Origin of the sequence: Klebsiella sp. 2-CIP_Kleb., assembly GCF_050378715.1 — a bacterium.
Lineage (GTDB): Bacteria > Pseudomonadota > Gammaproteobacteria > Enterobacterales > Enterobacteriaceae > Klebsiella > Klebsiella quasipneumoniae.
The window spans coordinates 97,832-119,719 of record NZ_JBNRLG010000005.1; the positions used below are offsets into that span (position 1 = coordinate 97,832).

The 21,888-nt window shown below is 58.2% G+C and carries 21 protein-coding genes; 15 read left to right on the top strand and 6 right to left on the bottom strand.

Features of this window, described 5'->3' with window-relative positions; translation table 11 throughout:
- Positions 1-148 precede the first annotated feature (148 nt).
- The 4 genes from deoC to deoD all read left to right on the top strand — a co-directional run bounded on the left by deoC (position 149) and on the right by deoD (position 4,459).
- A complete protein-coding gene (gene deoC, locus ACQUTP_RS17385; RefSeq protein WP_017901231.1) occupies positions 149-928 on the top strand; it encodes a deoxyribose-phosphate aldolase in 780 nt (259 codons plus the stop codon).
- Between the two features lie 109 nt (positions 929-1,037).
- Entirely contained in the window at positions 1,038-2,360 is a 1,323-nt protein-coding gene (gene deoA, locus ACQUTP_RS17390; protein WP_043522291.1) for a thymidine phosphorylase, read from the top strand.
- A gap of 52 nt (positions 2,361-2,412) precedes the next feature.
- Positions 2,413-3,636: a phosphopentomutase gene (gene deoB, locus ACQUTP_RS17395; RefSeq protein WP_004886536.1), complete on the top strand. Its 1,224-nt coding sequence runs from the start codon at positions 2,413-2,415 to the stop codon at positions 3,634-3,636.
- 103 nt (positions 3,637-3,739) lie between these two features.
- Entirely contained in the window at positions 3,740-4,459 is a 720-nt protein-coding gene (gene deoD / locus ACQUTP_RS17400; RefSeq protein ID WP_004886539.1) for a purine-nucleoside phosphorylase, read from the top strand.
- An 89-nt stretch (positions 4,460-4,548) separates the two neighbouring features.
- Here the strand turns inward: deoD and lplA are convergent, their stop codons facing one another.
- Positions 4,549-5,565, bottom strand: a complete 1,017-nt coding sequence (gene lplA / locus ACQUTP_RS17405) for a lipoate--protein ligase LplA (RefSeq protein ID WP_004886541.1) — start codon at positions 5,563-5,565, stop codon at positions 4,549-4,551.
- A complete protein-coding gene (locus ACQUTP_RS17410) occupies positions 5,565-6,212 on the bottom strand; it encodes a YtjB family periplasmic protein (protein WP_004886544.1) in 648 nt (215 codons plus the stop codon). The genes lplA and ACQUTP_RS17410 overlap by 1 nt, the downstream gene beginning before the upstream one ends.
- 104 nt (positions 6,213-6,316) lie before the next feature.
- Here ACQUTP_RS17410 and serB point away from each other — a divergent pair, with 104 nt between their 5' ends.
- Genes serB through nadR form a run of 3 tightly spaced genes read left to right on the top strand, consistent with a single transcriptional unit; the run spans position 6,317 to position 9,934 of the window.
- Positions 6,317-7,288: a phosphoserine phosphatase gene (gene serB / locus ACQUTP_RS17415; RefSeq protein ID WP_004886545.1), complete on the top strand. Its 972-nt coding sequence runs from the start codon at positions 6,317-6,319 to the stop codon at positions 7,286-7,288.
- Between the two features lie 9 nt (positions 7,289-7,297).
- On the top strand, positions 7,298-8,680 hold the full coding sequence (gene radA, locus ACQUTP_RS17420; RefSeq protein ID WP_002887800.1) for a DNA repair protein RadA: 1,383 nt from the start codon (positions 7,298-7,300) through the stop codon (positions 8,678-8,680).
- Between the two features lie 21 nt (positions 8,681-8,701).
- Positions 8,702-9,934, top strand: a complete 1,233-nt coding sequence (nadR, locus tag ACQUTP_RS17425; RefSeq protein WP_004886547.1) for a multifunctional transcriptional regulator/nicotinamide-nucleotide adenylyltransferase/ribosylnicotinamide kinase NadR — start codon at positions 8,702-8,704, stop codon at positions 9,932-9,934.
- A gap of 175 nt (positions 9,935-10,109) precedes the next feature.
- Here the strand turns inward: nadR and ettA are convergent, their stop codons facing one another.
- Positions 10,110-11,777: an energy-dependent translational throttle protein EttA gene (gene ettA, locus ACQUTP_RS17430; RefSeq protein WP_004204211.1), complete on the bottom strand. Its 1,668-nt coding sequence runs from the start codon at positions 11,775-11,777 to the stop codon at positions 10,110-10,112.
- A gap of 228 nt (positions 11,778-12,005) precedes the next feature.
- Here ettA and sltY point away from each other — a divergent pair, with 228 nt between their 5' ends.
- Both sltY and trpR read left to right on the top strand, forming a co-directional pair.
- Positions 12,006-13,943, top strand: coding sequence for a murein transglycosylase (gene sltY, locus ACQUTP_RS17435; RefSeq protein WP_004204212.1), 1,938 nt, complete (start codon positions 12,006-12,008; stop codon positions 13,941-13,943).
- Between the two features lie 88 nt (positions 13,944-14,031).
- Positions 14,032-14,361, top strand: coding sequence for a trp operon repressor (gene trpR, locus ACQUTP_RS17440; protein ID WP_004204213.1), 330 nt, complete (start codon positions 14,032-14,034; stop codon positions 14,359-14,361).
- Here the strand turns inward: trpR and yjjX are convergent.
- On the bottom strand, positions 14,348-14,863 hold the full coding sequence (gene yjjX, locus ACQUTP_RS17445) for an inosine/xanthosine triphosphatase (RefSeq protein ID WP_004204215.1): 516 nt from the start codon (positions 14,861-14,863) through the stop codon (positions 14,348-14,350). The genes trpR and yjjX overlap by 14 nt on opposite strands.
- Positions 14,864-14,976: 113 nt before the next feature.
- Between yjjX and gpmB the strand changes: the two genes are divergently transcribed.
- Entirely contained in the window at positions 14,977-15,624 is a 648-nt protein-coding gene (gpmB, locus tag ACQUTP_RS17450) for a 2,3-diphosphoglycerate-dependent phosphoglycerate mutase GpmB (protein WP_004204216.1), read from the top strand.
- Here the strand turns inward: gpmB and robA are convergent.
- Positions 15,621-16,490, bottom strand: coding sequence for an MDR efflux pump AcrAB transcriptional activator RobA (gene robA / locus ACQUTP_RS17455; protein WP_004204217.1), 870 nt, complete (start codon positions 16,488-16,490; stop codon positions 15,621-15,623). The two genes, gpmB and robA, sit on opposite strands and share 4 nt — an antisense overlap.
- A 209-nt stretch (positions 16,491-16,699) precedes the next feature.
- Between robA and creA the strand changes: the two genes are divergently transcribed.
- From creA to creD, 4 genes are read left to right on the top strand one after another with little or no spacing between them, the layout of a single operon-like run.
- A complete protein-coding gene (gene creA / locus ACQUTP_RS17460; protein WP_004204218.1) occupies positions 16,700-17,173 on the top strand; it encodes a protein CreA in 474 nt (157 codons plus the stop codon).
- A gap of 12 nt (positions 17,174-17,185) precedes the next feature.
- Positions 17,186-17,875 carry a two-component system response regulator CreB gene (gene creB / locus ACQUTP_RS17465; RefSeq protein WP_032455528.1) on the top strand — a complete coding sequence of 230 codons (690 nt, stop codon included), beginning with the start codon at positions 17,186-17,188 and terminating at the stop codon, positions 17,873-17,875.
- A complete protein-coding gene (creC, locus tag ACQUTP_RS17470) occupies positions 17,875-19,299 on the top strand; it encodes a two-component system sensor histidine kinase CreC (protein ID WP_017901225.1) in 1,425 nt (474 codons plus the stop codon). The genes creB and creC overlap by 1 nt, the downstream gene beginning before the upstream one ends.
- Positions 19,300-19,358: 59 nt before the next feature.
- Positions 19,359-20,717 (top strand): cell envelope integrity protein CreD, encoded by a 1,359-nt coding sequence (gene creD / locus ACQUTP_RS17475; RefSeq protein WP_069135399.1) that lies wholly within the window; start codon positions 19,359-19,361, stop codon positions 20,715-20,717.
- A 63-nt stretch (positions 20,718-20,780) separates the two neighbouring features.
- Here the strand turns inward: creD and arcA are convergent, their stop codons facing one another.
- Positions 20,781-21,497 carry a two-component system response regulator ArcA gene (gene arcA / locus ACQUTP_RS17480; protein WP_002887843.1) on the bottom strand — a complete coding sequence of 239 codons (717 nt, stop codon included), beginning with the start codon at positions 21,495-21,497 and terminating at the stop codon, positions 20,781-20,783.
- Positions 21,498-21,592: 95 nt separating this feature from the next.
- On the opposite strand from arcA, the gene yjjY reads away from it, so the two are divergent.
- Positions 21,593-21,733: a protein YjjY gene (gene yjjY / locus ACQUTP_RS17485; protein WP_004146984.1), complete on the top strand. Its 141-nt coding sequence runs from the start codon at positions 21,593-21,595 to the stop codon at positions 21,731-21,733.
- The last annotated feature ends 155 nt before the right edge of the window (positions 21,734-21,888 follow it).

Consider the following 21,888-nt stretch of genomic DNA (forward strand, 5'->3'; position numbering starts at 1 on the left):
AAAATCACATTACAGTAATGCAAATTAGTAAGTAGTTTTCATTAACTGTGATGAATGTCGAAGTGTAACGGCGAGTGAATGTTACAATAGTAACAGACTCGCAAGGTGAACAAACTATTGAACCGGCACTGCGCCGGCGGAGTATGAAATGACTGATTTAAAAGCAAGCAGCCTGCGCGCGTTAAAACTGATGGACCTGACCACCCTGAACGACGACGACACCAATGAGAAGGTGATTGCCCTGTGTCATCAGGCGAAAACCCCGGTGGGTAACACCGCGGCGGTCTGTATCTATCCGCGCTTCATCCCGATTGCCCGTAAAACGCTGAACGAGCAGGGAACGCCGGATATCCGCATCGCCACGGTCACCAACTTCCCGCACGGTAATGACGATATCGACATTGCTCTGGCGGAAACCCGCGCGGCGATCGCTTACGGTGCTGATGAAGTGGACGTGGTTTTCCCGTACCGCGCGCTGATTGCCGGTAACGAACAGGTCGGCTTCGAGCTGGTGAAAGCCTGTAAAGAGGCCTGCGCGGCGGCCAACGTGCTGCTGAAAGTGATCATCGAAACCGGTGAGCTGAAAGAAGAAGCGCTGATCCGTAAAGCGTCTGAAATCTCTATCAAAGCCGGGGCCGATTTCATCAAAACCTCGACCGGTAAAGTGCCGGTGAATGCCACGCCAGAAAGCGCGCGCATCATGATGGAAGTCATTCGTGATATGGGCGTTGAGAAAACCGTTGGCTTCAAACCGGCGGGCGGCGTGCGCAGCGCGGAAGATGCGCAGCAGTTCCTGGCGATCGCCGATGAGCTGTTTGGCGCCGACTGGGCCGATGCTCGTCACTACCGCTTTGGCGCCTCCAGCCTGCTGGCCAGCCTGTTGAAAGCCTTGGGTCACGGCGACGGCAAGAGCACCAGCAGCTACTGATTGTCAGACATTGCCGGATGAGGCTTCACTTATCCGGCCTACAGGATCGTAGGGCGGGTAAGCGTAGCGCCACCCGCCACCATTCACCCGATTCCTCATGGGGGTTACCGTGTTTCTCGCACAAGAAATTATTCGTAAAAAACGTGATGGTCAGGCATTAAGCGATGAAGAGATCCGCTTTTTCATCAACGGCATCCGCGACAATACTATCTCAGAAGGGCAGATCGCCGCGCTGGCGATGACCATCTTCTTCCATGATATGTCTATGCCGGAGCGCGTTTCGCTGACCATGGCGATGCGGGATTCCGGTACCGTTCTGGACTGGAAAAGCCTAAACCTTAACGGCCCCATCGTCGATAAACACTCCACCGGCGGCGTCGGGGATGTCACTTCGCTGATGCTGGGGCCGATGGTGGCCGCCTGCGGCGGCTATGTGCCGATGATTTCCGGCCGCGGCCTCGGCCATACCGGCGGTACCCTGGATAAACTGGAAGCGATCCCGGGCTTCGATATCTTCCCGGACGACAACCGCTTCCGCGAGATTATTAAAGACGTCGGCGTGGCGATTATCGGGCAGACCAGCTCCCTCGCTCCGGCGGACAAACGTTTCTATGCCACCCGCGATATTACCGCGACGGTGGACTCCATCCCGCTGATCACCGCCTCGATCCTTGCCAAAAAGCTGGCGGAAGGGCTGGATGCGCTGGTGATGGACGTTAAAGTCGGCAGCGGCGCGTTTATGCCGACTTATGAGCTTTCCGCCGCGCTGGCGGAAGCGATCGTCGGGGTCGCCAACGGCGCCGGCGTGCGCACCACCGCGCTGCTGACCGATATGAACCAGGTGCTGGCCTCCAGCGCCGGGAACGCCGTTGAAGTTCGCGAAGCGGTTCAGTTCCTGACCGGCGAATACCGCAACCCGCGCCTGTTCGACGTGACGATGGCGCTGTGTGTGGAGATGCTGATTTCCGGCAATCTGGCGGCGGACGATACCGATGCGCGCGCGAAGCTGCAGGCGGTACTGGATAACGGTAAAGCGGCAGAAGTCTTTGGTCGCATGGTCGCGGCGCAGAAAGGACCGAGCGACTTTGTCGAGAATTATGATCATTATCTGCCGACGGCGATGCTGAGCAAAGCAGTCTATGCTGATACCGAAGGTTTTATCAGCGCAATGGACACTCGCGCGCTGGGCATGGCAGTGGTTTCTATGGGCGGCGGCCGCCGTCAGGCATCAGATACCATTGACTATAGCGTTGGCTTTACCGAGATGGCGCGTCTGGGTGACCGCGTGGACGGACAGCGTCCGCTGGCGGTGATCCATGCCAAAGACGAGAACAGCTGGCAGGAGGCCGCGAAAGCGGTCAAAGCGGCCATTAAACTGGACGATAAAGCTCCGGAAATTACACCGACAGTCTATCGCCGTATCACTGAATAGCGATATACTGATCTGATCGCTTTTTTGCAGCGCAAGATGTATGGAGAACAAGATGAAACGTGCATTTATCATGGTGCTGGACTCCTTTGGGATTGGCGCAACGGAAGACGCAGACCGCTTTGGCGACGTCGGCGCCGATACGCTGGGTCACATTGCGGAAGCCTGCGCCAAAGGCGAAGCTGACCACGGCCGCAAAGGCCCGCTGAATTTACCGAACCTGACCCGTCTGGGGCTGGTGAAAGCGCATGAAGGCTCCACCGGTAAAATTGCCGCCGGAATGGATGGCAATGCCGAAGTGATTGGCGCCTATGCCTGGGCGCATGAACTCTCGTCTGGTAAAGATACGCCGTCCGGCCACTGGGAAATCGCTGGCGTGCCGGTACTGTTTGACTGGGGCTACTTCAGCGATCACGAAAACAGCTTCCCGCAGGAGCTGCTGGATAAGCTGGTGAAACGCGCCAACCTGCCGGGCTACCTCGGCAATTGCCACTCTTCCGGGACGGTGATCCTCGATCAGCTCGGCGAAGAGCATATGAAAACCGGTAAACCGATTTTCTATACCTCCGCTGACTCCGTATTCCAGATCGCCTGTCATGAAGAGACCTTTGGCCTCGACAAACTGTATGAGCTGTGCGAAATCGCCCGTGAAGAGCTGACCGAAGGCGGCTACAACATTGGCCGCGTCATCGCCCGTCCGTTTATCGGCGATAAAGCCGGCAACTTCCAGCGTACTGGCAACCGTCACGATCTGGCGGTCGAACCGCCGGCGCCGACCGTGCTGCAGAAGCTGGTTGACGAGAAGAACGGCCACGTGGTGTCTGTCGGTAAGATAGCGGATATCTACGCCAACTGCGGCATCACCAAAAAAGTGAAAGCCACCGGGCTGGACGCGCTGTTCGACGCAACCATTAAAGAGATGAAGGAAGCTGGCGACGAGACTATCGTCTTCACCAACTTCGTCGACTTTGACTCCTCCTGGGGCCACCGTCGCGATGTCGCCGGCTACGCGGCGGGTCTGGAACTGTTCGACCGTCGTCTGCCGGAGCTGATGGAGCTGGTAGGGGAAGACGACATTCTGATCCTCACCGCCGACCACGGCTGCGACCCGACCTGGACCGGTACCGACCACACCCGCGAGCATATTCCGGTGCTGGTGTACGGCCCGAAAGTGAAACCAGGTTCGCTCGGTCACCGTGAAACCTTCGCGGATATCGGCCAGACTATCGCGAAATACTTTGGTACGTCTGACATGGAATATGGCAAAGCCATGTTCTGAGGTCATTGCCCGGTGGCGCACAGCGATCCGGGCCTACTATTTTGTAGGCCGGGTAAGGCGTAGCCGCCACCCGGCAAAAACAACAATATAAAAGGAACTGAAGATGGCAACTCCTCACATTAACGCAGAAATGGGCGATTTCGCTGACGTAGTTTTGATGCCGGGCGACCCGCTGCGCGCCAAGCACATTGCCGAAACCTTCCTCGAAGACGTGCGTGAAGTGAATAACGTGCGCGGCATGCTGGGCTTCACCGGCACCTATAAAGGCCGCAAAATCTCCGTAATGGGCCACGGGATGGGTATCCCGTCCTGCTCTATCTACACCAAAGAGCTGATCACCGATTTCGGCGTTAAGAAAATCATCCGCGTTGGCTCCTGCGGCGCAGTGCGCGAAGACGTCAAACTGCGCGACGTGGTGATCGGCATGGGCGCTTGCACCGACTCCAAAGTGAACCGTCTGCGTTTTAAAGACCATGACTTCGCGGCGATTGCCGATTTCGGCATGGTGCGTAACGCGGTAGACGCGGCGAAAGCGTTGGGCGTTGACGCGCGCGTCGGCAACATCTTCTCCGCAGACCTGTTCTATACCCCGGACCCTTCCATGTTCGACGTGATGGAAAAATACGGCATCCTGGGCGTGGAAATGGAAGCGGCGGGTATCTACGGCGTGGCGGCGGAGTTCGGGGCGAAAGCGCTGACCATCTGCACCGTGTCTGACCATATTCGTACCCACGAGCAGACCACTGCCGCGGAGCGTCAGACCACGTTCAACGACATGATTAAAATCGCGCTGGAATCGGTACTGCTGGGCGACCAGGAGTAAGCGTGGTATAGCCCGGTGGCGCTTTGTTTACCGGGCTTGAGTCAAATCTGTAGGCCGGATAAGGCGCAGCCGCCATCCGGCTTTTTTTATCAGCGCACCGCGCCGGCAATCCATGCCGACAGTTCTTTCAGTTCCGCTTTCTGCTCCGGGAAATCGCCGACCAGCGCCTCACACTGCTGCTGCAAAACCTCAGCCCGATACTGACAGCCGACTAAGCGTGCCGCCAGCGCCTCCAGCGGCGCCGGATTCAGGCTATCGGTAAAGGCCTGCGCGCGGGTGATATGGCCTTTCTCAACGTCAAAATGCAGCTCGACGCCGCCCCAGGGGAAGCGCTCGTCCAGCAGATGGGAAAAGGCGGGCGCCTGGCCGAAGTTCCATTCCCAGCTGCTCTGGCGAGCGAAAGTGTCGGCAAAGTTCGGCAGGTCCGGCGTGTTGTCCGGGGAGATCACCTCGGCGTCTACCCGTTCGCCGTAATGGCTGAAGAACGCCTCCTGGATCGCCTCGCAAACTTGCTGATGGGTAATGCCCGGCAGTAGCTCAACCAGATTCGCCACTCGCCCGCGCACCGAGGTAATGCCTTTAGCCTGCAGCTTTTTCTGGTCCGGGTTGAGGTAGTTGGCAAGACGGCTTAAATCGGCGTTGAGCAGCAGGGTGCCGTGGTGAAAACCGCGGTCCATGGTTTCACGATAGGCGGAGCCGGAGACTTTGCGGTCGCCGCTGTCGGTTTTGACCACCAGATCGTTGCGCCCGGAGGCTTCGGCGGTTACGCCGAGTGAATTGAGCGCCGCCAGCACAATAGCGGTGGAGACGGTTTTGTCGTACTCCGGTTTGCCAGCCATAAAGGTAAAGCAGGTATTGCCGAGGTCGTGGAACACCGCGCCGCCGCCGCTGCTGCGACGGGCCAGCCGCACATGATCTTCTTCCATTCGGCGGGTATTACACTCCTTCCACGGGTTCTGCGCGCGGCCGATGACCACGGTATCGGCATTGCGCCACAGGAACAGCACCCGCTGGGTGGCGGGCATCTGGCGGAAGATGCACTCCTCGACCGCCAGGTTGAACCACGGGTCGTAAGAGTCAGAAAGCAGGAGGCGCAGTGTGGACATTATAGATTTCCTTTCTTTTCATCGTCTTCATCCTCAACCGGCTTGTTGGCGGTGAGCAGGAAGGGCGATTGCTGCCAGCGGGTGCGTTTGCCCTGCAGCAGCGTGCGGGTCAGTACCACGCCGATGGCCAGGGACAGCAACAGCATCAGGCGTAAGATATTGGTGGTATTATCCACCTGCTTCGCCTCGGTCGCCAGAGTATGGGTATCGAGGGTCAGACGCAGATAGCCCAGCGGGCCATTTTTTCCCGGCACCGGTTCGACAACCTGCTGGTTGAAGTAGCCGCCGGCTTTCTTACCATCCAGCGCCAGCCGGTCGCGAACCTCGACGCTTTCGCCAGAGCGCGCCACCAGGTCGCCCTGTTCGTCATATACCCCGGCGTCAAGTACGCGGCTGTTGTGGGTGAGCTGCGTCAACAGCTGATGGATGCGCTTCTCGTCCGGCGTCTCGCTGCGCATCAGCGGCGCGAGATTCAGCACCACCTGCTGCGCCAGCGTGCGGGCCAGCTCTTCCAGCTGCGGATTGCGTTGTTTCTGACTGTTCTGACTGAACCACGAGGCGCCCTGCATCAGCGCGACGAGCAGGGCGAGACAGATAAGGACAATGACCGCACGATGCAGCCGGAATTTCAGTTTTGCGCGAACCATATTCCACCTTTGAAAATTTGCAGCTTAATGTTGCCAGAAGCGCTGGTTACAAGGTAGCCTCATGCGTTATTTTCCTCGCCTGAATGAAGAGATGTGGAGCCGTAATGCCTAACAGTTTGACCTGGTGCGACCTGCCTGAAGACGTTTCCCTGTGGCCTGGGTTGCCGCTTTCCCTGAGCGGTGACGAGGTCATGCCGCTGGATTATCACGCCGGGCGCAGCGGTTGGCTGCTGTACGGACGTGGGCTGGATAAACGCCGTCTGACGGCGTGGCAGCGCGAGCTGGGCGCCGCGTTAGTGATCGTCGCCTCCTGGGTGGTCGAGGATTACCAGGTGATCCGCCTGGCGGGCTCGCTTACCCCGCGTGCGACGCGACTGGCGCATGAGGCGGGGCTGGACGTCGCGCCATTGGGTAAAATCCCCCATCTGCGCACCCCAGGGCTGCTGGTGATGGATATGGACTCCACGGCGATCCAAATTGAATGCATCGATGAGATCGCGAAACTGGCCGGCACCGGCGAGCTGGTGTCGGAAGTGACCGAGCGGGCGATGCGTGGCGAGCTGGACTTCACCGCCAGCCTGCGCCAGCGCGTGGCGACGCTAAAAGACGCCGATGCCAACATTCTGCTGCAGGTTCGCGACGCGCTGCCGCTGATGCCGGGCCTGGCGCAGCTGGTGCTCAAGCTGGAAACGCTGGGCTGGAAGGTGGCGATCGCCTCCGGCGGCTTTACCTTCTTTGCGGAGTATCTGCGCGACAAACTGCATCTCGACGCGGTGTTCGCCAACGAACTGGAGATCCGCGACGGTAAGCTTACCGGCAACGTACTCGGCGATATCGTCGATGCCAAATACAAAGCCAATACGCTGCGCAAGCTGGCGGAAAAGTATGAGATCCCAACGGCGCAGACCGTGGCCATCGGCGATGGCGCCAACGACCTGCCGATGATTAAAGCTGCCGGGCTTGGCATCGCATATCATGCGAAGCCTAAAGTGAATGAACAGGCGGAAGTGACTATCCGCCACGCTGACCTGATGGGGGTATTCTGTATTCTCTCGGGCAGCATGAACCAAAAGTAAGAGGTAAACGTGGCGAAAGCTCCAAAACGCGCATTTGTCTGTAATGAATGTGGTGCGGATTATCCGCGGTGGCAGGGGCAATGCAGCGCCTGCCATGCCTGGAATACCATCACCGAGATGCGCATCGCCGCGTCGCCGCAGGTGGCGAGAAACGAGCGTTTGTCAGGCTACGCCGGTAACGCCGGCGTCTCGAAGGTGCAGAAGCTGTCAGACATCAGCCTGGAAGCGCTGCCGCGTTTCTCCACCGGATTTAAAGAGTTCGATCGCGTACTCGGCGGCGGCGTGGTGCCGGGCAGCGCGATCCTGATTGGCGGCAACCCCGGCGCGGGGAAATCGACCCTGCTGCTGCAGACTTTGTGCAAGCTGGCGGAAGGGATGAAAACGCTGTACGTCACCGGGGAGGAGTCCCTACAGCAGGTGGCGATGCGCGCCCATCGCCTTGGGCTGCCGACGGCGAACCTGAACATGCTCTCGGAAACCAGCATTGAGCAGATCTGTCAGATTGCCGATGAAGAAAAACCGCAGCTGATGGTGATCGACTCAATCCAGGTGATGCATATGGCCGACGTTCAGTCGTCGCCGGGCAGCGTCGCCCAGGTACGTGAAACGGCGGCCTATCTGACGCGCTTTGCCAAAACTCGCGGCGTGGCGATCGTTATGGTCGGCCACGTCACCAAAGACGGTTCGCTGGCCGGCCCGAAGGTGCTGGAGCACTGTATTGACTGCTCGGTGCTGCTGGACGGTGATGCCGACTCCCGTTTCCGCACTCTGCGCAGCCACAAAAACCGCTTTGGCGCGGTGAATGAGCTGGGCGTTTTCGCCATGACCGAGCAGGGGCTGCGCGAAGTCAGCAACCCGTCCGCTATCTTCCTCAGCCGGGGAGATGAAATCACCTCCGGCAGCTCGGTGATGGTGGTCTGGGAAGGGACCCGCCCGCTGCTGGTGGAGATCCAGGCGCTGGTGGATCACTCGATGATGTCCAACCCGCGCCGTGTGGCGGTGGGGCTGGAACAGAACCGTCTGGCGATCCTGCTGGCGGTGCTGCATCGCCACGGCGGCCTGCAGATGGCCGATCAGGATGTCTTCGTCAACGTGGTCGGCGGGGTGAAGGTCACGGAAACCAGCGCCGATCTGGCGCTGCTGCTGGCGATGGTCTCCAGCCTGCGCGATCGCCCGCTGCCGCAGGATCTGGTGGTCTTTGGCGAAGTGGGGCTGGCCGGCGAAATTCGCCCGGTGCCGAGCGGTCAGGAGCGTATCTCCGAAGCGGCGAAGCATGGCTTCCGCCGCGCCATCGTCCCGGCGGCCAATGTGCCGAAAAAAGTGCCGGAAGGCATGCAAATCTTTGGTGTGAAAAAGCTTTCAGACGCGCTAAGCGTTTTTGACGACTTATAATAAGTTAAAAGGAGATTAGCGATGTCGTCATTTGACTATTTAAAAAGCGCCATAAAGCAGAAAGGCTGTACCCTGCAGCAGGTGGCGGAAGCCAGCGGGATGACCAAGGGGTATCTCAGCCAGCTGTTGAACGCCAAAATCAAAAGCCCGAGCGCGCAGAAGCTTGAAGCGCTGCATCGCTTCCTCGGGCTGGAGTTTCCCCGCCGACAGAAAAGCGTCGGCGTGGTGTTTGGTAAGTTTTACCCGCTGCATACCGGGCACATCTATTTGATTCAACGCGCCTGTAGCCAGGTCGATGAGCTGCATATCATCATGGGCTACGACGATACTCGCGACCGCGAGCTGTTTGAAGAGAGCGCCATGTCGCAGCAGCCAACGGTGCCTGACCGCCTGCGCTGGCTGCTACAGACCTTTAAATATCAGAAGAATATTCGCATCCATGCGTTCAATGAAGAGGGGATGGAGCCCTATCCGCACGGCTGGGATGTGTGGAGTCATGGGATCCGCGCTTTTATGAGCGAAAAAGGGATCGAGCCGAACCGGATCTATACCTCGGAAGAGGCCGATGCGCCGCAGTACCTTGAGCATCTGGGGATCGAGACGGTGCTTATCGATCCTAAGCGGACCTTTATGAATATTAGCGGCGGCCAGATCCGCGAGAACCCGTTCCGCTACTGGGAATATATTCCGACGGAAGTGAAACCGTTCTTTGTGCGGACGGTGGCGATCCTCGGCGGCGAGTCGAGCGGTAAATCAACGCTGGTCAATAAGCTCGCCAATATCTTCAATACTACCAGCGCCTGGGAATATGGCCGGGATTATGTCTTTTCGCATCTCGGCGGCGATGAGATGGCGCTCCAGTATTCTGATTACGATAAAATTGCCCTCGGTCATGCCCAGTATATTGATTTCGCAGTGAAATATGCCAACAAGGTGGCATTTATCGATACCGACTTCGTCAGCACTCAGGCGTTCTGTCTGAAGTACGAGGGGCGTGAGCACCCGTTCGTGCAGGCGCTGATTGATGAATACCGCTTTGACCTGGTGATTCTGCTGGAGAACAACACCCCGTGGGTGGCTGATGGGTTACGCAGTCTTGGGAGTTCCGTGGATCGTAAAGAGTTTCAGTCGCTGCTGGTGTCGCTGCTGAAAGAGAATGAGATCGAGTTCGTCCATGTTAAGGAGTCGGACTACGATACGCGCTTCCTGCGCTGCGTCGAGCTGGTGAAGCAGCTGATGGGGGAGCAGGGGTAGGTCCTCTGCGGGCTGTTGCCCTCACCCCGGCCCTCTCCCGGTGGGAGAGGGAGCAAACCCTAAAAAAGGCAACTTGCGTTGCCTTTTTACTTTTACCTTGCCCTCACCCCGGCCCTCTCCCACAGGGAGAGGGAGCAAACATTAAAAAAGGCAACTTGCGTTGCCTTTTTGCATTTTATTTTGAGATACGTTTGTACTTGATTCGCTTCGGCTCCAGCGCGTCGGCGCCGAGAGTGCGTTTCTTGTACTCTTCGTACTCGGTAAAGTTACCTTCGAAGAACTCCACCTTACCTTCATCCTGGTAATCCAGAATGTGGGTGGCAATACGGTCAAGGAACCAGCGGTCGTGCGAGATAACCATCGCGCAGCCCGGGAACTCCAGCAGGGCGTTTTCCAGCGCGCGCAGGGTTTCGATATCCAGGTCGTTGGTCGGTTCATCGAGCAGCAGGACGTTACCGCCGACCTGCAGCAGCTTCGCCAGGTGCAGACGACCGCGTTCACCGCCGGACAGCTCGCCAACGCGTTTACCCTGGTCGACGCCTTTGAAGTTAAAGCGGCCCACGTAGGCGCGGCTCGGCATCTCGGTGTTGCCGATCTTCATGATATCCAGGCCGCCGGACACTTCTTCCCACACGGTTTTGCTGTTGTCCATCGCGTCGCGGAACTGATCGACGGAAGCCAACTTAACGGTTTCACCCAGGGTGATGGTGCCGGAATCTGGCTGTTCCTGGCCAGACATCATGCGGAAGAGGGTGGATTTACCCGCGCCGTTCGGACCGATGATGCCGACGATAGCGCCTTTCGGTACCGAGAAGCTCAGATCGTCGATCAGCACGCGGTCGCCGTAGGATTTGCGCAGATGGCTGACTTCCAGAACTTTATCGCCCAGACGCGGGCCTGGCGGAATGAACAGTTCGTTGGTCTCGTTACGTTTCTGGTATTCAACGTTGTTAAGCTCTTCAAAGCGCGCCAGACGGGCTTTGCCCTTAGACTGACGGCCTTTCGCGCCCTGGCGTACCCACTCGAGCTCTTTCTCGATGGATTTGCGACGTGCGGCTTCCTGAGAAGCTTCCTGCGCCAGACGCTGATCTTTCTGCTCCAGCCAGGAGGAGTAGTTGCCTTCCCACGGAATACCTTCGCCGCGGTCAAGTTCGAGGATCCAGCCGGCGACGTTATCGAGGAAGTAACGGTCGTGGGTAATCGCCACCACGGTGCCTTCGAAGTCGTGCAGGAAGCGTTCCAGCCAGGCGACGGACTCGGCGTCGAGGTGGTTAGTCGGTTCGTCGAGCAGCAGCATATCCGGTTTTTCCAGCAGCAGGCGGCACAGCGCGACGCGGCGGCGTTCACCACCGGAAAGATTAGCGATTTTCGCATCCCAGTCCGGCAGGCGCAGGGCGTCGGCCGCGCGCTCCAGCTGCACGTTCAGGTTGTGGCCGTCGTGCGCCTGGATAATCTCTTCGAACTTGCCTTGCTGTGCGGCAAGCTTATCGAAGTCCGCATCCGGCTCGGCGTATTTGGCATAGACTTCGTCCAGACCCTTCAGCGCGTTAACCACTTCGGCGACCGCTTCTTCCACGGACTCGCGCACGGTGTGCTCCGGGTTGAGCTGCGGCTCCTGCGGCAGGTAGCCAATTTTAATGCCGGGCTGCGGACGCGCTTCACCTTCGATCTCGGTGTCGATACCGGCCATGATGCGCAGCAGGGTAGATTTACCGGCGCCGTTCAGACCGAGCACACCGATTTTCGCGCCAGGGAAAAAGCTGAGGGAGATATTTTTCAAAATATGACGTTTCGGCGGAACCACTTTGCCGACACGATGCATGGTATAAACGAATTGAGCCACGTTGGACTTCGCCTCTTTCTATTTTGATAGATAGTTCAAAGCCGAAGTGTAGCCTTTTTCGCGCGCTAATCCCAGCGAGGCGACAGGATTCACAGAAGCGTAAAAAAATGTTCAGGACATGGCGCGTTTAGCGTTGTCTGATTAGCATAAGTAAAGCCGCCTGCCGAACCGGCAGGGGCTTTTAAGCGGCACGATGCTGCGAAAATGCACCTGAAAGAGGAAGAGCTTGTGGAAAAAGCCAAAAAAATGGCGTGGCATCTTTTGGCTGCCAGCGTTGGTCTGTTGGCGTTGAGTCAGCTGGCGCATGCGGATTCACTGGATGAACAGCGCAGCCGCTACGCACAAATTAAGCAGGCGTGGGATAACCGGCAGATGGATGTGGTTGACCAGCTGATGCCCACGTTAAGCACCTATCCCCTGTATCCCTATTTGCAGTACCGGCAGATTACCGACGATCTGATGAACCAGCCGGCGCTGGTGGTGAAAAACTTTATTGACGCCAACCCGACGCTGCCCCCGGCGCGTTCATTACGTTCGCGTTTCGTGAATGAACTGGCCCGGCGCAGCGACTGGCGCGGCTTGCTGGCGTTTAGCCCCGATAAGCCGACCAGCACCGAGGCGCAGTGCAACTACTACTACGCCAAACTGAGCGTGGGTCAGTCGCAGGAGGCCTGGAGCGGAGCGAAAGCGCTCTGGCTGACGGGCAAGAACCAGCCCGGCGCCTGTGAACCGCTGTTCAGCGCCTGGCGCGACTCCGGCCAACAGGATCCGCTGGCCTATCTCGAACGGATCCGCCTGGCGATGAAGGCCGGCAATATTGGGTTGGTGAAATCGCTGGCCCAGCAGATGCCTGCCAACTACCAGAGCATCGCCAGCGCCGTGGTCGCCCTGGCTAACGATCCTAACAGCGTTCTGACCTTTGCCCGCACCACCGGGGCGACGGACTTTACCCGCCAGATGGCCGCCGTCGCTTTCGCCAGCGTCGCCCGTCAGGATGTGGAAAATGCCCGTTTGATGATCCCTTCGCTGGTGCAGGCCCAGCAGCTCAATGAGGATCAGACCCAGGAGCTACGCGATATTGTCGCCTGGCGCCTGATGGGGAACGATGTGACCGAAGAGCAGGCCATCTGGCGCGACGATGCGATTATGCGCTCGCAGTCCACGCCGCTGGTGGAGCGGCGGGTACGGATGGCGCTGGGGACGGGCGATCGCCATGGTCTGAATACCTGGCTGGCGCGCCTGCCGATGGAGGCGAAAGAGAAAGACGAATGGCGCTACTGGCAGGCGGACCTGTTGCTGGAGCGCGGCAGGGACGAGGAGGCGCAGGCGATCCTCCGGTCGTTGATGCAGCAGCGGGGTTTCTACCCGATGGTTGCTGCGCAGCGTCTCGGCGAGGAGTATACCTTCCGCATTGATAAAGCGATTGGCACGCTCGATCCGGCGCTGGCCTCCGGTCCGGAGATGGCCCGGGTGCGTGAGCTGATGTACTGGAATATGGATAACACCGCGCGCACTGAATGGGCGAACCTGGTCACCAGCCGTAGTAAATCCCAGCAGGCGCAGCTCGCGCGTTACGCTTTTGATCAACACTGGTGGGATCTGAGCGTGCAGGCGACGATCGCCGGAAAACTGTGGGATCAGCTGGAGGAGCGCTTCCCGCTGGCCTATAACGATCTGTTTGCCCGCTATATCAGCGGTAAAGATATTCCGCAGAGCTACGCGATGGCGATTGCCCGCCAGGAGAGCGCCTGGAACCCGAAAGTGCGCTCGCCGGTCGGCGCCAGCGGGCTGATGCAGATTATGCCGGGCACCGCGACGCATACCGTCAGCATGTTCAGCATTCCCGGCTACAGCGGCCCGTCGCAGCTGTTGGATCCGGAAACCAACATCAACATCGGCACCAGCTATCTGCAGTACGTTTACCAGCAGTTCGGTAATAACCGCATCTACGCCTCGGCGGCCTATAACGCCGGGCCGGGTCGGGTACGCACCTGGCAGGGGAACAGCGCCGGACGGATCGACGCCGTGGCGTTTGTCGAGAGTATTCCGTTCTCGGAAACACGCGGCTACGTGAAGAATGTCCTCTCCTATGACGCCTACTATCGCTACTTTATGGGACAGCAGGATAAGCTCTTCAGCGATGCGGAGTGGCGGCAGCGTTACTGATCGCCGGGAAGTATGTTATGCTTTGTACTCGTTGATGAGTACATTCGACGGGCAGCGTAAGCTGCCCGTCTCAATATGGTGGCGCGATATGACCCAACAATCTCCCTATTCCGCGGCCGTTGCCGAACAACGTCATCAGGAGTGGCTGCGCTTTGTGGCGCTGCTACAGCAGGCCTATGCGCAGGATCTGCATCTACCGTTGCTGCAGCTCATGCTGACCCCTGATGAGCGTGAAGCGCTGGGGACTCGGGTGCGCATTATCGAAGAGCTGCTGCGCGGTGAGATGAGCCAGCGCGAGCTGAAAAATGAGCTCGGTGCCGGCATTGCGACCATTACCCGCGGGTCCAACAGCCTGAAGTCGGCGCCGGTTGAGCTGCGCCAGTGGCTGGAGCAGACGCTGTTGGCTAGCGATAAATAGCGTTGTGGAACGGGCTTAACGCCAGCACGACCGCCTGATGGTAAACGCTGCTGCGGGTTAATTTGCCGCCGGTGAAAACCCCAATCGCTCCCTCTTTACGACCAATCTGATCGATGCCGGTATACTGCGACATGACCGGCCCGAGGGCTTCGCCAGCGCGAACCTGCTCAAGAATAACGTCAGGCAACGGCAGCGTGGCTGAGCGCGCTTCTCCGCGCTGGCTGGCGCTTTCGATGACCACCCAGCTAAAGGTACTGTCATCGTCAATTCCGGCTTCGATGGCGACCCAGAAATCGGCATGGGGCTGGGCGAGGCGCGCATTGGCGACGCGATTTCGTGCGCCAGCGCGCGTTTCCTCGCTGCCGAAGGGCTGTTCCGGCACGCCGCTCTCGACGGAGACGGACTCAATGTGGCAGGATCCTTCGCCGAAAATCTCGTCAAAAGCCTGCAGAATTGCCTGAATTTTGGCGGGATTAGTGGTCGCTGAGACAACATGGTGCATAATCAAAACAACTCAGAATAAACTAACGTCATCGCAGTATACTCTAAATCACCCCCAGGGCAGTCGGTAATGCCCGCAAGCGGTCGATAACGAGTTCAGAACGGAAAAAAAGCATGTTACAGGTATACCTTGTTCGCCACGGTGAAACGCAGTGGAACGCCGAGCGACGTATTCAGGGTCAGTCCGACAGCCCGCTGACCGCACACGGTGAGCGCCAGGCCTGGCAGGTTGGCGAGCGCGCCAGAACGCTGGGGATCACCCATATCATTACCAGCGATCTGGGGCGAACCCGTCGCACAGCAGAGATTATCGCCGAAGCCTGCGGCTGCAGCGTGATCGCTGATGCGCGCCTGCGCGAGCTGGATATGGGAGTGCTGGAGAAGCGCCATATTGACTCGCTCAGCGAAGAAGAAGAGGGCTGGCGCCGCCAGTTGGTCAACGGCACGCCGGATGGTCGCATTCCGCAGGGCGAATCGATGCAGGAGCTTAGCGAACGTATGCATGCGGCGCTGGCCGCCTGTCTGGAATTACCGGCCGGTAGTCGACCGCTGCTGGTGAGTCATGGTATCGCGCTGGGCTGCCTGGTGAGTACGATTTTAGGGCTGCCGGCATACGCAGAGCGTCGTCTGCGCCTGCGCAACTGCTCGATCTCGCGCGTCGATTATCAGCAAAGCCCGTGGCTGGCTTCCGGCTGGGTGGTGGAAACGGCGGGCGACGTCTCGCATCTTGACGCCCCCGCGATGGACGAGCTGCAGCGTTAACGGCGGATCGGGATCAGATACTCGCAGCGCAACTGAATCGGCGTGGCCTGATCCCGGCTTTCATCTTCAGGATAGAAGCGTTCAATATCCAGCCCCTTGCGACGCGTCAGGTTCAGCATCGGCATGCAGGTGCCGTAGACCGTCAGGATGAATTCCTGCAGGCCGGTACCCAGCCCTTCATACGTAAACATGACATACTCGCCGCCCTCCAGCGTCACCGGATGGGCGTTCTGCAGGTGGCCGTTAGCCATCTCCGGCGTCAGCGCGGTGGTATAGAACACTTCCTGCTCATCGTCTTTCTCCAGGCTCGGACGCGGTTCATGCAGCCCGTAGAGCACCGGGGGGATCGACGGCGAGTTGCCGAGGAAATCTCGCCAGAACTGGACCCGCATCTGGTTGCGGAAGTCGGAGATTTCCTCCAGCTTACAGGTATAGCTCTGAGTCACACCGAGCAGTTGAGTCGTGGGTAGGGCGACAAATTCATGTTTCGGCAGGGTAAACTCGCCAAGACGTAGCGGCGGACGCATACCGAACGAGCTCCAGTCCGGCGAGCGGCGGTAGAGAGCCGGCGTCAGCGAGAATTGCTTCTTGAACGCCCGGGTGAAGGTCTGCTGGGAGTCGAAACGGTACTGCAGCGCAATATCAAGGATTGGACGGGCGGTAAGGCGTAATGCGACAGCTGATTTCGACAACCGGCGCGCGCGAATATAGGCACCGATAGCGTGGCCGGTGACATCCTTAAACATTCGCTGCAGATGCCACTTGGAATAACCTGCCTTCGCCGCCACATTGTCCAGAGAAAGCGGCTGATCCAGGTGACCTTCCAGCCAGCTAAGGAGATCGCGAATAATCCCTGCTTGATCCATAAAATGTCCCCATCCTTAAACACAGGTGCCTGATATTAAAGTAGCGGATAATAGCATTTTTTGATGTTTTAGCATTCAGTGTTTTTTTTGCTTTTAAATGCGGTAGGTCAGTGGATCTGAACGATAATTTTGTAAAGCTGTGATCTATAAACCTTTTCTGCTAAGTCCGTGATAATCACTTAGCTATATTTTTTAATAATGGTAACAATATGAAATACAAGAAGTTTGCGATGGGCCTGCTGTTGCTGGCCGGCTGTCAGATTGCTCAGGCGGAGCAGATTGGTTCCGTGGATACGGTCTTCAAATGGTTAGGACCAGATCACAAAATTGTCGTCGAAGCCTTTGACGATCCGGATGTCCAGAACGTGACCTGCTATATCAGCCGGGCGAAAACCGGCGGGATCAAAGGCGGCCTGGGGCTGGCGGAGGATACCTCCGACGCGGCCATCTCCTGCCAGCAGGTCGGGCCGATTGAGCTGACGGACAAAATCAAAAATGGCAAAAGCCAGGGCGACGTGGTGTTCCAGAAGCGCACCTCGTTAGTATTTAAAAAGCTACAGGTCGTTCGCTTCTATGATGCGAAACGCAATGCGCTGGTCTACCTGACCTATTCGGATAAAGTAGTTGATGGTTCGCCGAAGAACGCCATCAGCGCCGTGCCGATTATGCCCTGGAATAAATAAACGGGAGCGCGCATGCAGCAGCCACGGATTTGGTTAGTTGAGGATGAACAGAGTATTGCCGATACCCTGGTTTATATGCTCCAGCAGGAGGGCTTCCAGGTCACCGTCTTCGACCGCGGGTTGCCCGCGCTGGAGGCTGCGGCGTATCAGGCACCCGATGTCGCCATCCTCGACGTTGGCTTGCCGGATATCAGCGGCTTCGAGCTCTGTCGGCGCCTGCTGACGCGCTTTCCGGCGCTGCCGGTGCTGTTTCTCACGGCGCGGAGCGATGAGGTCGATAAGCTGCTGGGGCTGGAAATCGGCGCTGACGATTACATCGCCAAGCCGTTTTCGCCGCGCGAAGTTTGCGCGCGGGTGCGCAGCGTGCTGCGACGGCTGCAAAAATTTGCCGCGCCTTCGTCGGTAGTTCGCGTCGGCGAGTTTGTGCTTGACGAGCAGGCGGCGTCGATAAGCTGGTTCGGCCAGCCCCTGAACCTGACGCGCTATGAATTTCTGCTGTTGAAAACTTTGCTTCACGCGCCCGGTCGCGTTTTCTCCCGTCAGCAGCTGATGGAGCGGGTATGGAGCGATGCCTGGGAAAGCCTCGACCGCACCGTCGACACCCACATCAAAACCCTGCGCGCTAAACTACGGGCCGTGAATCCTGATTTGTCGCCAATCAATACCCATCGCGGGATGGGCTACAGCCTGGGGCGCAGCTGATGCGCATCGGCATGCGCCTGCTGCTGGGCTATTTCCTTATCGTCGCGATCGCCGCGTGGTTTGTACTGTCGATCTTTGTCCAGGAAGTGAAGCCGGGCGTGCGCCGGGCGACGGAGGGGACCCTCAACGATACCGCCACCCTGCTGGCGGCGCTGGCGCGTGAGGACCTGCTGGCGGCAAACCCGCAGCAGGGCAGGCTGGCGCAGGCCTTTCAACAGCTCAACCAGCAGCGGCTAAACGCCAACATTGGCGGAATTAAAAAGGTGCGTAATGAGTACCGCGTCTATCTGACCGATGCCCGGGGCAAGGTCGTGTTTGACTCCAGTGGAGAGGCGACAGGGCAGGACTATTCACGCTGGAACGACGTCTGGCTCACCCTGCGCGGGCAGTATGGCGCGCGCAGTTCGCGCAGCGATCCGCATGATGAAGCCAGCTCGGTGATGTATATCGCCGCGCCGGTGATGGATAAGGGGCGGATTATCGGCGTGCTGAGCGTCGGTAAACCCAACCTGGCGATGACGCCGGTCATTAAGCGCAGCGAGCGGCGGATCCTCTGGGCCGGCGGCGCCCTGCTGGGCATTGCGCTGTTGATCGGCTGCGGCGTCGTCTGGTGGATCAATTTCTCTATCGGTAAGCTGGTGCGCTATGCGGACTCCGTGACCGCTGACCGCCCGCTGCCGTTGCCGGAGGTCGGCAGCAGCGAACTGCGTAAGCTGGCCCAGGCGCTGGAGAGCATGCGGGTGAAGCTCGAAGGCAAAAACGCCATCGAAAACTATGTCTATGACCTGACGCACGAGCTGAAAAGTCCGCTGGCGGCTATTCGCGGTGCGGCGGAGATTCTGCGCGAAGGGCCGCCGCCTGCGGTGGCGGCGCGGTTTACTGAGAATATCCTTGCGCAGAACACCCGCATGCAGCTGCTGGTGGAGCGGTTACTCCAGCAGGCGCGACTGGAAAGCCGGCTGGAGATAAAGCTACAGCCGGTGTCGATAGATGCGCTATACCAACGCCTGGCGGAGGAGCGCGACATCGCCCTGGCGGCGAAAGCCATTACTCTGCGCTGGCAGGCGAGTGGGATGCTGGTCAATGGCGATGGCGAACTGCTGGCCCAGGCGCTGGGTAATCTGCTCGACAACGCGATTGATTTTACCCCCCAGGGCGGCGAGATCGCCCTGGGGGTAGAGAAACGAAATGCAGAGGTGCAACTGAGCGTAACGGATAACGGATGCGGTATTCCGGACTATGCCCTGACGCGGATCTTTGAGCGGTTCTACTCGCTACCGCGTGAAGACGGCCACAAGAGCAGCGGCCTTGGGCTGGCCTTCGTTCGTGAAGTGGCGCGCCTGCATCATGGCGATATCCGTCTGCGCAATCGGCCCGAAGGCGGCGTGGTCGCTACGCTGAGACTTCACCGTCCCTTCACATAGCTTCAAATTCTCCCCACACAGCCGCCCTATGGTGAGGCCATCACGATAGGGAGAAAGCTATGTTGAAATCACCGTTATTCTGGAAAATCACCACGCTAATAGGCTGTATTGTGCTGTTATCTCTACCTTTAATGATGGTCAGGGAGCTCATCAATGAGCGGGCTGATTATCGCAGCGAGGTAGTGGACGCCATTGAGCAGAGCACCAGCGGTTCGCAAAAACTTGCCGGGCCGCTGATCGCTATTCCGGTAACCGAGACGCTGACCCGCAGGGAGAACCAAAAAGAGGTCGCCTATCAGCGTAGCTGGGTGTACTACTGGCTGCCGGAGTCGCTGGCGGTCACCGGCAAACAGACCGTGGAGTCGAGAAGGGTGGGCATCTACAGCGGGCAGGTATGGCATAACGCCCTGCAGATTAAGGCCACCTTCGATCCGCTGCGTCTGGCGTCGCTGCGAAAAACGCATATCACCCTGGGCCTGCCGCGGCTGGTGGTGAGCGTCGGCGATGCCCGCGGCATTGGCGCCATCCATGCCCCGGAGGTCAATGGTAACGTATTAAGCGTGGAGCCGGGGCTGGGGATCAGCGGCGATGGGGCGGGCATCCATATGCCGATGCCTGCGCTGGCGGAGGACAACAAGCCGCTTGAGATTGCTTTTTCGCTCGATCTGAACGGAACGGGCGCATTTTCACTGGCGCCGCTCGGGCGCAACAGCGAGCTGCAGCTGACCAGTAACTGGCCGCATCCCGGCTTTCTCGGCAGCTTCCTGCCAACGAAACGCGAAGTGAATGCTGCCGGCTATCGCGCCCACTGGCAAAGCAGCTGGTTCGCCAATGATATGGGCAGCTATTTCAAGGATGATATGGAGATCCCGTGGTCGCGCTTACCGGCGTTCAGTGCCGATGTCATGTCGCTTGCCGACCAGTACCAGCTAACCGATCGGGCGACAAAATATGCCATCCTGTTAATCGGGCTGACGTTTATGGCCTTTTTCGCTTTCGAGAGCCTGACCCATCGACCCCTGCATCCGATGCAATATTTGCTGGTGGGCTTATCGCTGGTGCTGTTTTACCTGGTGCTGCTGGCGCTTTCGGAGCACATTGGCTTTACCGCCGCCTGGCTGGCCGCCAGTCTGTGCGGCGCGGTGATGAATGGGATCTACCTCCAGGCGGTGCTCAGGGGATGGCGCAACAGCCTGCTGTTTGTCGCCGCGCTGCTGCTGCTGGATGGGGTGATGTGGTTTCTGCTGCACTCCGAGGACAGCGCGCTGCTGTTAGGGACCGGTGTGCTGGCGCTGGCGCTGAGCATTCTGATGTTTTTGACCCGGCGAGTGGACTGGTATGCGTTATCGTTACCGAAAGGCAGTGCGCCTCCGCCGCCGTCTGCCGATGACGACAAACTGCGCCTGTGGAAAGAGTGACGGCATAAAAAAACGGCGCCCTCGGGGCGCCGTTTTCACATCATAGCTGCGGAATAACTCGCATTATTCCTGCAGATCGCCACAGAAACGGTAACCTTCACCGTGAATGGTAGCGATGATTTCCGGAGTATCCGGAGTGGATTCGAAGTGTTTACGAATCCGACGAATGGTCACGTCAACGGTACGGTCATGCGGCTTCAGCTCGCGACCGGTCATTTTCTTCAGCAGCTCGGCACGAGACTGAATTTTGCCCGGGTTTTCGCAGAAGTGCAGCATCGCGCGGAATTCACTGCGCGGCAGCTTGTACTGTTCGCCGTTCGGGCTAACCAGGGAACGGCTGTTGATATCGAGTTCCCAGCCGTTGAACTTGTAGCTTTCCACGCTGCGACGCTCTTCGCTCACGGTACCGAGGTTCATGGTACGGGAGAGCAGGTTGCGCGCGCGGATAGTCAGTTCACGCGGGTTAAACGGTTTAGTGATATAGTCGTCAGCGCCGATTTCGAGGCCAAGGATCTTATCCACTTCGTTGTCGCGGCCGGTTAAGAACATCAGCGCGACGTCGGCCTGCTCGCGCAGCTCGCGCGCCAGCAGAAGACCATTTTTACCCGGCAGGTTGATATCCATGATCACCAGGTTGATATCATTTTCAGACAGGATCTGATGCATTTCCGCGCCATCGGTCGCTTCGAATACATCGTAACCTTCTGCTTCGAAAATACTTTTTAACGTGTTGCGTGTTACCAACTCGTCTTCAACGATAAGAATGTGCGGGGTCTGCATGTTTGCTACCTAAATTGCCAACTAAATCGAAACAGGAAGTACCAAAGTCCCTGACCTGCCTGGTGCATGTCGCAAATTAACATGCGCGGCGTAACATGACTAAAGTACGTAATTGCGTTCTTGATGCACTTTCCATCAACGTCAACAACATCATTAGCTTGGTCGTGGGTACTTTCCCTCTGGACCCGACGGTGTCAAAAACGGCTGACATCCTAACCATTTTAACAGCAACATAACAGGCTAAGAGAGGCCGAACACCCAATAAAACTACGCTTCGTTGACATATATCAAGTTCAATTGTAGCACGTTAACAGTCTTGTGAAATCATTGCATCGCCATGCTCTTTATAGTCACAATCTTTACCCGGCTCAACTAGTTGCGTGGATAAATT

What these genes read in the sequence shown, in the direction of transcription:
- deoC (WP_017901231.1), top strand. Translation starts at nt 149, where the DNA reads ATGACTGATTTAAAAGCAAGCAGCCTGCGCGCGTTAAAACTGATGGAC.
- deoB (WP_004886536.1), top strand. Translation starts at nt 2,413, where the DNA reads ATGAAACGTGCATTTATCATGGTGCTGGACTCCTTTGGGATTGGCGCA.
- deoD (WP_004886539.1), top strand. Translation starts at nt 3,740, where the DNA reads ATGGCAACTCCTCACATTAACGCAGAAATGGGCGATTTCGCTGACGTA.
- lplA (WP_004886541.1), bottom strand. Translation starts at nt 5,565, where the DNA reads ATGTCCACACTGCGCCTCCTGCTTTCTGACTCTTACGACCCGTGGTTC.
- ACQUTP_RS17410 (WP_004886544.1), bottom strand. Translation starts at nt 6,212, where the DNA reads ATGGTTCGCGCAAAACTGAAATTCCGGCTGCATCGTGCGGTCATTGTC.
- serB (WP_004886545.1), top strand. Translation starts at nt 6,317, where the DNA reads ATGCCTAACAGTTTGACCTGGTGCGACCTGCCTGAAGACGTTTCCCTG.
- nadR (WP_004886547.1), top strand. Translation starts at nt 8,702, where the DNA reads ATGTCGTCATTTGACTATTTAAAAAGCGCCATAAAGCAGAAAGGCTGT.
- trpR (WP_004204213.1), top strand. Translation starts at nt 14,032, where the DNA reads ATGACCCAACAATCTCCCTATTCCGCGGCCGTTGCCGAACAACGTCAT.
- yjjX (WP_004204215.1), bottom strand. Translation starts at nt 14,863, where the DNA reads ATGCACCATGTTGTCTCAGCGACCACTAATCCCGCCAAAATTCAGGCA.
- gpmB (WP_004204216.1), top strand. Translation starts at nt 14,977, where the DNA reads ATGTTACAGGTATACCTTGTTCGCCACGGTGAAACGCAGTGGAACGCC.
- robA (WP_004204217.1), bottom strand. Translation starts at nt 16,490, where the DNA reads ATGGATCAAGCAGGGATTATTCGCGATCTCCTTAGCTGGCTGGAAGGT.
- creA (WP_004204218.1), top strand. Translation starts at nt 16,700, where the DNA reads ATGAAATACAAGAAGTTTGCGATGGGCCTGCTGTTGCTGGCCGGCTGT.
- creB (WP_032455528.1), top strand. Translation starts at nt 17,186, where the DNA reads ATGCAGCAGCCACGGATTTGGTTAGTTGAGGATGAACAGAGTATTGCC.
- creC (WP_017901225.1), top strand. Translation starts at nt 17,875, where the DNA reads ATGCGCATCGGCATGCGCCTGCTGCTGGGCTATTTCCTTATCGTCGCG.
- creD (WP_069135399.1), top strand. Translation starts at nt 19,359, where the DNA reads ATGTTGAAATCACCGTTATTCTGGAAAATCACCACGCTAATAGGCTGT.
- arcA (WP_002887843.1), bottom strand. Translation starts at nt 21,497, where the DNA reads ATGCAGACCCCGCACATTCTTATCGTTGAAGACGAGTTGGTAACACGC.
- yjjY (WP_004146984.1), top strand. Translation starts at nt 21,593, where the DNA reads ATGACTAAAGTACGTAATTGCGTTCTTGATGCACTTTCCATCAACGTC.